Here is an 8,974-nt window from a genome sequence, read left to right on the forward strand (position 1 = left end):
CCCACGGATGCGGCCGTTCTTCCCGAATCATTTTTGAAGCTCAAGGGCATACGCGCGACCCGGCACTCAATGCCTGCCGGCCGCCGCTACTGGAGAAATAAAGCATGAGCAACTGGTTAGTAGACAAACTGATCCCATCGATCATGCGTTCCGAGGTGAAGAAGAGTTCGGTTCCCGAAGGCCTGTGGCACAAGTGCCCGTCCTGCGAGGCCGTACTGTACCGCCCGGAACTGGAAAAGACCCTGGACGTCTGCCCCAAGTGCAACCACCACATGCGTATCGGTGCCCGCGCGCGCATCAACATCTTCCTCGACCCGGAAGGCCGTAACGAACTGGGCGCCGAGCTGGAGCCGGTGGACCGCCTGAAGTTCCGCGATGGCAAGAAGTACAAGGACCGCCTGGTCGCCGCGCAGAAATCGATCGGCGAGAAAGACGCCCTGATCTCCATGAGCGGTACCCTGATGGGCATGCCGATCGTGGTCAGTGCCTTCGAATTCTCCTTCATGGGCGGTTCCATGGGCGCCGTGGTCGGCGAGCGCTTCGTCCGCGCGGCCAACTATGCCCTGGAAAACCGCTGCCCGATGGTCTGCTTCTCCGCTTCAGGCGGTGCGCGCATGCAGGAGGCGCTGATCTCCCTGATGCAGATGGCCAAGACCTCCGCTGCCCTGGCGCGCCTGCGCGAAGAAGGCATCCCGTTCATCTCCGTACTGACCGACCCGGTCTACGGCGGCGTTTCCGCCAGCCTGGCGATGCTCGGCGACGTCATCGTCGGTGAGCCGAAGGCCCTGATCGGCTTCGCCGGCCCGCGCGTCATCGAGCAGACCGTGCGCGAAAAACTGCCGGAAGGCTTCCAGCGCAGCGAATTCCTGCTGGAGCACGGCGCCATCGACATGATCATCCACCGTGCCGAACTGCGTTCGCGCCTGGCCAGGATCCTGGCGCAGATGACCGGCAAGCCGGCCCCGGCATTCGTGCCTTCGGCCGTCGACGCTGTGGTCGTACCGCCGGCGCCTGCCACCGTATGACCCCGCGCACCCTTGGCGACTGGCTCGCCTACCTCGAGCAACTGCATCCGTCGGCCATCGACATGGGCCTGGAGCGCTCCCGCGAGGTAGCGACCCGGCTCGGGCTGGGCAAGCCGGCGCCACGGGTGATCACCGTCACCGGCACCAATGGCAAAGGCTCGACCTGCGCCTTCATCGCCGCGCTGCTCAAGGCGCAGGGGCTGAAGGTCGGGGTCTACAGCTCGCCGCACCTGCTGCGCTACAACGAGCGGGTGCAGATCGACGGCCTTGAAGCCAGCGATGAGCAACTGTGCGAAGCCTTCGTTGCCGTCGAGGCGGCTCGCGGCGAAACCTCCCTGACCTACTTCGAAATGGGCACCCTGGCAGCCTTCTGGTTGTTCAGTCGTGCGGCGCTGGACGCCGTGGTCCTCGAAGTCGGTCTGGGCGGACGTCTGGATGCGGTCAACCTGGTGGACGCGGATCTTGCCGTGGTCACCAGCATCGGTGTCGACCATGCCGACTGGCTGGGCAACACTCGCGAGTCGGTGGCCTTCGAGAAGGCCGGGATCTTCCGCCAGGGCATACCCGCCTTGTGCGGCGACCTCAACCCGCCGCAACCGCTGCTGGACAAGGCCCGCGAGTTGGCCTGCCCGTTCTTCCTGCGCGGCCGCGACTTCGACCTGGCCTACACCGAGCAGCGCTGGCAATGGCGCGGTGTCGATGCCCGTGGCGCCGAGGTCGAACTGCGCGACCTGCCGCTGCTCGACCTGCCGATGGAAAACGCGGCGCTGGCCCTGCAGGCCTACCTGCTGCTGGACCTGCCGTGGAGTGCCGCTTGTGTCGCCCAGGCCCTGCAGGACGCGCGGATCGTCGGTCGCCTGGATCGCCGCCAGTTCACCTGGCAGGGCAAGCGCCTGAACATCCTCCTTGACGTCGGTCACAACCCGCACGCTGCCGAGTACCTGGCCGAGCGCCTGGCTGCGCGCCCCGTCGCCGGTCGACGCCTGGCAGTGTTCGGCCTGCTGTCGGACAAGGACCTGGAAGGCGTGATCCAGCCGCTGCTGTCACATGTCGGCAGTTGGGCGGTCGCTACACTGGAGACTGCACGCAGCCGTCCGGCAACGGAACTGCAGGCGGCGCTGGCGAACCTTGGTGCCGTGGTGCAGTCCTATTCCAGTGTCGCACAGGCCCTGGAAGGGCAGTGCGCGCAGGCGACAGCGGATGATGAAATCCTGCTGTTCGGATCATTTTTCTGTGTCGGCGAAGCCCTGCAATGGCTGAGCCGGCAGGCCATGGAGGACTGAGTCAATGGCGGGGCTGGACAAGGTCATGAAGCAACGCATGGTCGGCGCGCTGGTATTGGTGGCGCTGGCGGTGATTTTCCTGCCGATGCTGTTCACCAAGGAAGACGAACTGCGTCAGGTTCAGGTCGAGGCGCCGCAGGCGCCGGCGGTCCCGGCCTTGCCGCAGGTCCAGGTGGAACCGGTGCAGGTGCCGGAACCTCAGGTCATTCCCGAGAGCAGTGTGGCGAACCAGCCAGTGACGGCACCGAGCACGCCGATCGCTCCGGTGCCGTCCGCACCGGTGGCGGAAACGCCGAAGCCGACTACGCCGCTGCCCACTCCGGCGCCGGCCACCAAGCCTGCGCCGGCCCCTGCGGTCGCCGCTGCACCGGCCAAGCCAGCGGCAGCGCCGGCCCCGGTACCCGCTGCGACCCAGGCGTCCGCGAACAAGGTCGACCCCAACGGCCTGCCGGTGAGCTGGTCCGTACAGTTGGCCAGCCTGTCCAACCGCGCTAGCGCCGACAGCCTGCAGAAAACCCTGCGCAGTCAGGGCTACAACGCCTATGTACGCTCTGCCGATGGCATGAATCGGGTGTTCGTCGGCCCGGTCATCGAGCGTGCCGAGGCGGAGCGCCTGCGCGATGTCATCAGCCGCCAGCAGAAACTCAAGGGTTTCGTGGTGCGCTTCCAGCCAGAACGCGGTTGAAGGCTGCCGTCCAGCCCCGCGCCGGACGGTAAATCACCGCTTACCGATAGTCCCTCGCTCTGGTAAAATGCCCGGCCTCAACCGTTTGCAGGCAACACCGTGGCTTTTACCTGGGTCGACTGGGCGATTCTCGCGATCATCGCCATTTCTACGCTGATCAGTCTCAAGCGCGGCTTCGTCAAGGAAGCCTTGTCCCTGCTCACCTGGATCGTCGCCGGTGCAGTGGCGTGGATGTTCGGCGGTTCGGCCGCGCAGTATCTGGACAGCTACATCCAGACGCCTTCGGCGCGGGTCATCGGTGGCTGTGCAATCGTCTTCGTCGCCACCCTGCTGGTGGGGGCAATGGTCAATTTCCTTCTGGGCGAGCTGATTCGCGTCACCGGGCTGTCCGGGACCGATCGCTTCCTCGGCATGGCCTTCGGCGCCGCTCGCGGCGCCTTGTTGGTTGTGGTGGCCGTCGGGCTGCTGAGCCTGGGGCCGGTACAACAGGATCCATGGTGGCAGGAGTCGCGACTCCTGCCCCAATTTCTATTGGTGGCTGACTGGTCGAAAAACCTCATCCTGGGGTTGACCAGCCAGTGGCTAGCCAGCGGGATCAGCGTTCCTGCTGATATTCCGTTCAAGGAACAGCTCATGGCGCCAAAAGCACCCTGAGTACCGTTCAATCCAGTTTCATTAAGTAGGGGTTGCGTCGCATGTGTGGCATCGTCGGTATCGTCGGTAAGTCGAACGTCAATCAGGCGCTGTATGACGCGCTAACCGTCCTCCAGCACCGCGGCCAGGACGCTGCCGGTATTGTGACCAGCCATGATGGCCGGTTATTCCTGCGCAAGGACAACGGCCTGGTCCGTGATGTCTTCCAGCAGCGCCATATGCAGCGCCTGGTCGGCAACATGGGCATCGGTCACGTGCGCTACCCGACCGCGGGCAGCTCGACCTCGGCCGAGGCCCAGCCGTTCTACGTCAACTCGCCGTACGGCATCACCCTGGCGCACAACGGCAACCTGACCAACGTCGAACAGTTGGCCAAGGAGATCTACGAGTCCGACCTGCGCCACGTCAACACCAACTCCGACTCGGAAGTCCTGCTCAACGTCTTCGCCCATGAACTGGCGGTGCGCGGCAAGCTGCAACCGACCGAGGAAGACGTATTCGCCGCGGTCACCGACGTGCACAACCGCTGCGTTGGCGGCTACGCCGTGGTGGCGATGATCACCGGCTACGGCATCGTCGGCTTCCGCGACCCGAACGGCATCCGTCCGATCGTCTTCGGCCAGCGTCACACCGACGAAGGCGTCGAGTACATGATCGCCTCCGAAAGCGTCTCCCTCGACGTGCTCGGCTTCACCCTGATCCGCGATCTGGCCCCGGGCGAAGCGGTCTACATCACCGAGGAAGGCAAGCTGCACACCCGTCAGTGCGCGACCAATCCGAAACTTTCGCCGTGCATCTTCGAGCACGTCTACCTGGCCCGTCCCGATTCGATCATCGACGGCGTCTCGGTGTACAAGGCGCGCCTGCGCATGGGCGAGAAACTGGCCGAGAAGATCCAGCGCGAGCGTCCGGACCACGACATCGACGTGGTCATCCCGATTCCGGACACCAGCCGCACCGCGGCCCTGGAACTGGCCAACCATCTGGGTGTGAAGTTCCGCGAAGGCTTCGTCAAGAACCGCTACATCGGCCGGACCTTCATCATGCCGGGCCAGGCAGCGCGCAAGAAGTCCGTACGCCAGAAGCTCAACGCCATCGAACTGGAATTCCGCGGCAAGAACGTGATGCTGGTGGACGACTCCATCGTGCGCGGCACCACCTGCAAGCAGATCATCCAGATGGCCCGCGAAGCCGGCGCCAAGAACGTCTACTTCTGCTCGGCCGCTCCGGCCGTGCGTTTCCCCAACGTCTACGGCATCGACATGCCGAGCGCCCACGAGCTGATCGCTCACAACCGCAGCACCCAGGACGTCGCCGACCTGATCGGCGCCGACTGGCTGGTCTACCAGGACCTGCCTGACCTGATCGAAGCGGTTGGCGGCGGCAAGATCAAGATCGAGCACTTCGACTGCGCGGTATTCGACGGCCAGTACGTCACCGGCGACGTCGACGCAGCCTACCTGGAACGCATCGAGCGAGCACGCAACGACCTCGCCAAGGCCAAGAACCAGGCGGTCAGCGCGATCATCGACCTCCACAACAACTGATAAGGGGAGCAACGGCATGACACAGGAATGGGATGCCGGGCGCCTGGACAGCGACCTCGAAGGGGTCGCTTTCGATACGCTGGCGGTTCGCGCCGGCCAGCATCGCACGCCGGAAGGTGAGCACAGCGATCCGCTGTTCTTCACCTCCAGCTACGTGTTCCGTACCGCGGCCGATGCCGCGGCGCGGTTCGCCGGCGAGGTTCCAGGCAACGTCTATTCACGCTACACCAACCCCACCGTACGGGCTTTCGAGGAGCGCATCGCCGCCCTGGAAGGCGCCGAGCAGGCAGTGGCGACCTCCACCGGCATGGCGGCGATCCTCGCCACGGTCATGTCGTTCTGCAGCGCCGGCGACCATGTGCTGGTTTCGCAGAGCGTGTTCGGTTCGACCATCAGCCTGTTCGAGAAGTACTTCAAGCGCTTTGGCGTGCAGGTGGACTATGTACCGCTGGCCGACCTGAGTGCTTGGGAACAGGCGATCAAGGCCAACACAAAGCTGCTTTTTGTTGAATCCCCATCCAACCCGCTGGCCGAACTGGTCGATATCGCCGCGCTGGCGGAAATCGCCCACGCCAAGGGCGCCCAGCTGGTGGTGGACAACTGCTTCAGCACCCCGGCCCTGCAGCAGCCGCTGCAACTGGGCGCGGACATTGTGGTGCACTCGGCGACCAAGTTCATCGACGGCCAGGGCCGTTGCATGGGCGGGGTGGTTGCCGGCCGCAGCGAGCAGATGAAGGAAGTGGTCGGTTTCATCCGTACCGCCGGTCCGTCGCTCAGCCCGTTCAACGCCTGGATCTTCCTCAAGGGCCTGGAGACGCTGAACCTGCGCATGCGCGCCCACTGCGCCAATGCCCAGGAACTGGCCGTGTGGCTGGAGCAGCAGGACGGAATCGAGAAGGTGCATTACGCCGGTCTCGAAAGCCACCCGCAGCACGAGCTGGCCAAGCGCCAGATGAAGGGCTTCGGCGCGGTGGTGAGCTTCGAGGTCAAGGGCGGCAAAGAGGGCGCCTGGCGCTTCATCGACGCTACGCGGCTGATCTCGATCACCGCCAACCTCGGTGACGCCAAGACCACCATCACCCACCCGGGCACCACTTCCCACGGCCGTCTGTCGCCTCAGGAGCGTGAAGCGGCTGGTATCCGCGACAGCCTGATCCGGGTTGCCGTGGGCCTGGAAGACGTGGCCGACCTCAAGGCCGACCTCGCTCGCGGGCTGGCCGCGCTGTGATCGACTGGTCGGTTGCCGAGAGCAGCCATAACGGTCGCGTGGCGCTGGTTACCGGTGCTGCGCGCGGCATCGGCCTGGGCATTGCTGCCTGGCTGATTGCCGAGGGCTGGCAGGTGGTCCTGACCGACCTTGACCGTGTACGCGGCTCCAAGGTCGCCAAGGTCCTCGGCGACAACGCCTGGTTCGTCGGCATGGATGTGTCCGACGAGGTCCAGGTCACCCTCGGCGTGGCCGAGGTGCTGGGTCAGTTCGGTCGTCTCGATGCACTGGTGTGCAACGCGGCGATCGCCAATCCGCACAACACCACCCTGGAAAGCCTCAGCCTGCAGCACTGGAACCGCGTCCTGGCGGTCAACCTGAGCGGGCCGATGCTGTTGGCCAAGCACTGTGCGCCTTATTTGCGCGCGCATTGCGGGGCCATCGTCAACCTGACCTCGACCCGGGCCATCCAGTCCGAGCCGGACACCGAGGCCTATGCGGCGAGCAAGGGTGGCCTGCTGGCACTGACCCATGCCCTGGCCATGAGCCTGGGCCCTGAAATCCGCGTCAATGCCGTCAGTCCCGGCTGGATCGATGCCCGTGATCCTTCGGTGCGACGTGCCGAGCCGCTGAGCGAAGCCGATCATGCACAGCATCCGGCGGGCAGGGTTGGGACGGTAGAAGATGTGGCGGCGGCGGTTTCCTGGTTGCTGTCGAAGAATGCGGGGTTCGTTACCGGCCAGGAGTTCGTGGTCGACGGCGGCATGACCCGGAAGATGATCTATCAGTAACCGTCGGAGTTTCTGGTGGTCGAGGTTGCGAAGCGGAAAGTTTGTGCTACCGCCTGAGGTCGAGGGGGCAGCGGAGGAAATGAACTTTTTTGCCCTTTTTGAAAAAAACTTCAACAGGGGTATTGACTTAGGTTCGTTACCTGCGTAAATTTCGCGGCCTCAGCGAAGCAAACGAAACAAAGCGAAACAGCAACAGCAGTGACGCGATGTGACGTAGGTTACGAAGGGTGATTAGCTCAGCCGGGAGAGCATCTGCCTTACAAGCAGAGGGTCGGCGGTTCGATCCCGTCATCACCCACCACTTCCTGAGACGTTCCTGACCCGGATCGCTTCGAAAGAAACGGTCTACCAGAGAGGAACAGGACGCAAGTCCACATGCGCAGCGGTAGTTCAGTCGGTTAGAATACCGGCCTGTCACGCCGGGGGTCGCGGGTTCGAGTCCCGTCCGCTGCGCCACTTTTCTCCAGATCGCTCGATGAGCGATTTGAGGTCCGAAGGTACCGAAGCCTTCAGGCCAGATCCCAGTTTCAAACGAACGCAAGTTCGTGCGATACGCAGCGGTAGTTCAGTCGGTTAGAATACCGGCCTGTCACGCCGGGGGTCGCGGGTTCGAGTCCCGTCCGCTGCGCCATATCCGCTTCGAGGCCCTTGAACTCCTCGAAGCAAAACGAAGAAAGCGACCTTAGGGTCGCTTTTTTCGTTTCCGGGGTTTCTGTTCTGGAACCCTGTCCAAAGGCTGGTCGCGATCCCTGTGGGAGCGGGTTCACCCGCGATTGCGATGGTGAATCCACTACCGTCATCGCGGGTAAACCCGCTCCCACAGGGATCACGTCGCTCCTGGCATCTCGTTCGGTAGATGCGACTAATTATTTCTACATGCCATCCGTTCTTCTGGGAGACAAGCCCGGCCGTTGTCATGGCCGGGGCGTGCACCTACAGGAAAACGATAAATGGGCATCGAACGCGACGCACCCGGCCTGACCCTGTTCTGCCTGCCTTATTCCGGCGCCAGCGCCACCTGCTACAGCCCGTGGAAGGCCAGGATGCCGGCCTGGCTCAAGGTGCGGCCGCTGGAACTGCCCGGTCGCGGCCTGCGCATGGACGAGCCGCTGCAGACCGACATGGTGCAACTCGCCCACCTGCTGGCCGGGGAAATCGCCGGCGAACTACAGCGCCCCTACGCCCTGTTCGGCCACAGCCTCGGCGGCCTGCTGGCCTTCGAGCTGGCCCACGCTCTGCGTGATCGCGGCCTGCCGGCGCCGCTGGCGCTGTTCACCTCGGCCACCGCCGGCCCGTCGCGGCGCGATGTCAGTGAATACGCCATCGCCAAGACCGACGAAGAACTCATCACCCGCCTGCGCCAACTGGGCGGTACCAGCGAAAGCGTGATCGCCAACGAAGAGCTGCTGGAACTGGTGCTGCCGATCCTGCGCGCCGACTTCCTGCTCTGCGGCAGCTTCGCCTACGGCCAGCGCCAGCCGCTGGCGGTGCCGATCCACGTGTTCGGCGGCAAGCGCGACACGGTCAAGGTCGACGAACTGCTGGACTGGCAGGACGAGACCAGCACCGGCTTCTCCCTCGACATGTTCGAAGGCCATCACTTCTACCTGATCGACGAACAGGCCCGCCTGCTGCGCCAGTTGCGCCGCTATGCCGACCAGCACCTGGCACGCTGGCGCAACCGCAGCGCGCGCCGCCTGGCCGCCCGCGCCACCGGTTGAGCCCGCGCCAGCCCCTTCGTCACCCCGACCCTTTTTTGCCACGCCGAATTCAGCAGGAACC

General features: G+C 64.4%; 8 protein-coding genes and 3 tRNA genes. All 11 read left to right on the forward strand.

Annotation, left to right across the window (positions count from 1 at the left end):
• The first annotated feature begins 104 nt into the window (after positions 1 to 104).
• The 11 genes from accD (at position 105) to AC5QPF_RS09250 (ending at position 8,913) form a co-directional block, all read left to right on the forward strand.
• The gene (gene accD / locus AC5QPF_RS09200) at positions 105 to 1,025 is read left to right on the forward strand and encodes an acetyl-CoA carboxylase, carboxyltransferase subunit beta (RefSeq protein ID WP_494962922.1); all 921 of its coding nucleotides are present in this window, start codon (positions 105 to 107) and stop codon (positions 1,023 to 1,025) included.
• Positions 1,022 to 2,308 (forward strand): bifunctional tetrahydrofolate synthase/dihydrofolate synthase, encoded by a 1,287-nt coding sequence (gene folC, locus AC5QPF_RS09205; RefSeq protein WP_494962923.1) that lies wholly within the window; start codon positions 1,022 to 1,024, stop codon positions 2,306 to 2,308. Before accD ends, folC begins: the two co-directional genes overlap by 4 nt.
• 4 nt (positions 2,309 to 2,312) lie before the next feature.
• Positions 2,313 to 2,993, forward strand: a complete 681-nt coding sequence (locus AC5QPF_RS09210) for an SPOR domain-containing protein (protein ID WP_494962924.1) — start codon at positions 2,313 to 2,315, stop codon at positions 2,991 to 2,993.
• A 99-nt stretch (positions 2,994 to 3,092) separates the two neighbouring features.
• The gene (locus tag AC5QPF_RS09215) at positions 3,093 to 3,647 is read left to right on the forward strand and encodes a CvpA family protein (protein WP_494962925.1); all 555 of its coding nucleotides are present in this window, start codon (positions 3,093 to 3,095) and stop codon (positions 3,645 to 3,647) included.
• 41 nt (positions 3,648 to 3,688) lie between these two features.
• Complete coding sequence (gene purF / locus AC5QPF_RS09220) at positions 3,689 to 5,194, forward strand: amidophosphoribosyltransferase (RefSeq protein WP_458975854.1); 1,506 nt, start codon at positions 3,689 to 3,691, stop codon at positions 5,192 to 5,194.
• Positions 5,195 to 5,210: 16 nt separating this feature from the next.
• Positions 5,211 to 6,422: an O-succinylhomoserine sulfhydrylase gene (locus AC5QPF_RS09225; protein ID WP_494962926.1), complete on the forward strand. Its 1,212-nt coding sequence runs from the start codon at positions 5,211 to 5,213 to the stop codon at positions 6,420 to 6,422.
• Positions 6,419 to 7,192 (forward strand): SDR family oxidoreductase, encoded by a 774-nt coding sequence (locus tag AC5QPF_RS09230; protein WP_494962927.1) that lies wholly within the window; start codon positions 6,419 to 6,421, stop codon positions 7,190 to 7,192. The genes AC5QPF_RS09225 and AC5QPF_RS09230 overlap by 4 nt, the downstream gene beginning before the upstream one ends.
• A gap of 225 nt (positions 7,193 to 7,417) precedes the next feature.
• Positions 7,418 to 7,493: transfer RNA gene (locus AC5QPF_RS09235), tRNA-Val, on the forward strand.
• A 78-nt stretch (positions 7,494 to 7,571) separates the two neighbouring features.
• Positions 7,572 to 7,648, forward strand: a tRNA-Asp gene (locus AC5QPF_RS09240).
• Positions 7,649 to 7,746: 98 nt separating this feature from the next.
• Positions 7,747 to 7,823, forward strand: a tRNA-Asp gene (locus AC5QPF_RS09245).
• Between the two features lie 319 nt (positions 7,824 to 8,142).
• A complete protein-coding gene (locus tag AC5QPF_RS09250; protein ID WP_494962928.1) occupies positions 8,143 to 8,913 on the forward strand; it encodes a thioesterase domain-containing protein in 771 nt (256 codons plus the stop codon).
• The last annotated feature ends 61 nt before the right edge of the window (positions 8,914 to 8,974 follow it).

This window comes from Pseudomonas sp. Con_6, from assembly GCF_059379395.1.

What these genes read in the sequence shown, in the direction of transcription:
- purF (WP_458975854.1), top strand. Translation starts at nt 3,689, where the DNA reads ATGTGTGGCATCGTCGGTATCGTCGGTAAGTCGAACGTCAATCAGGCG.
- AC5QPF_RS09250 (WP_494962928.1), top strand. Translation starts at nt 8,143, where the DNA reads ATGGGCATCGAACGCGACGCACCCGGCCTGACCCTGTTCTGCCTGCCT.
- accD (WP_494962922.1), top strand. Translation starts at nt 105, where the DNA reads ATGAGCAACTGGTTAGTAGACAAACTGATCCCATCGATCATGCGTTCC.
- folC (WP_494962923.1), top strand. Translation starts at nt 1,022, where the DNA reads ATGACCCCGCGCACCCTTGGCGACTGGCTCGCCTACCTCGAGCAACTG.
- AC5QPF_RS09225 (WP_494962926.1), top strand. Translation starts at nt 5,211, where the DNA reads ATGACACAGGAATGGGATGCCGGGCGCCTGGACAGCGACCTCGAAGGG.
- AC5QPF_RS09210 (WP_494962924.1), top strand. Translation starts at nt 2,313, where the DNA reads ATGGCGGGGCTGGACAAGGTCATGAAGCAACGCATGGTCGGCGCGCTG.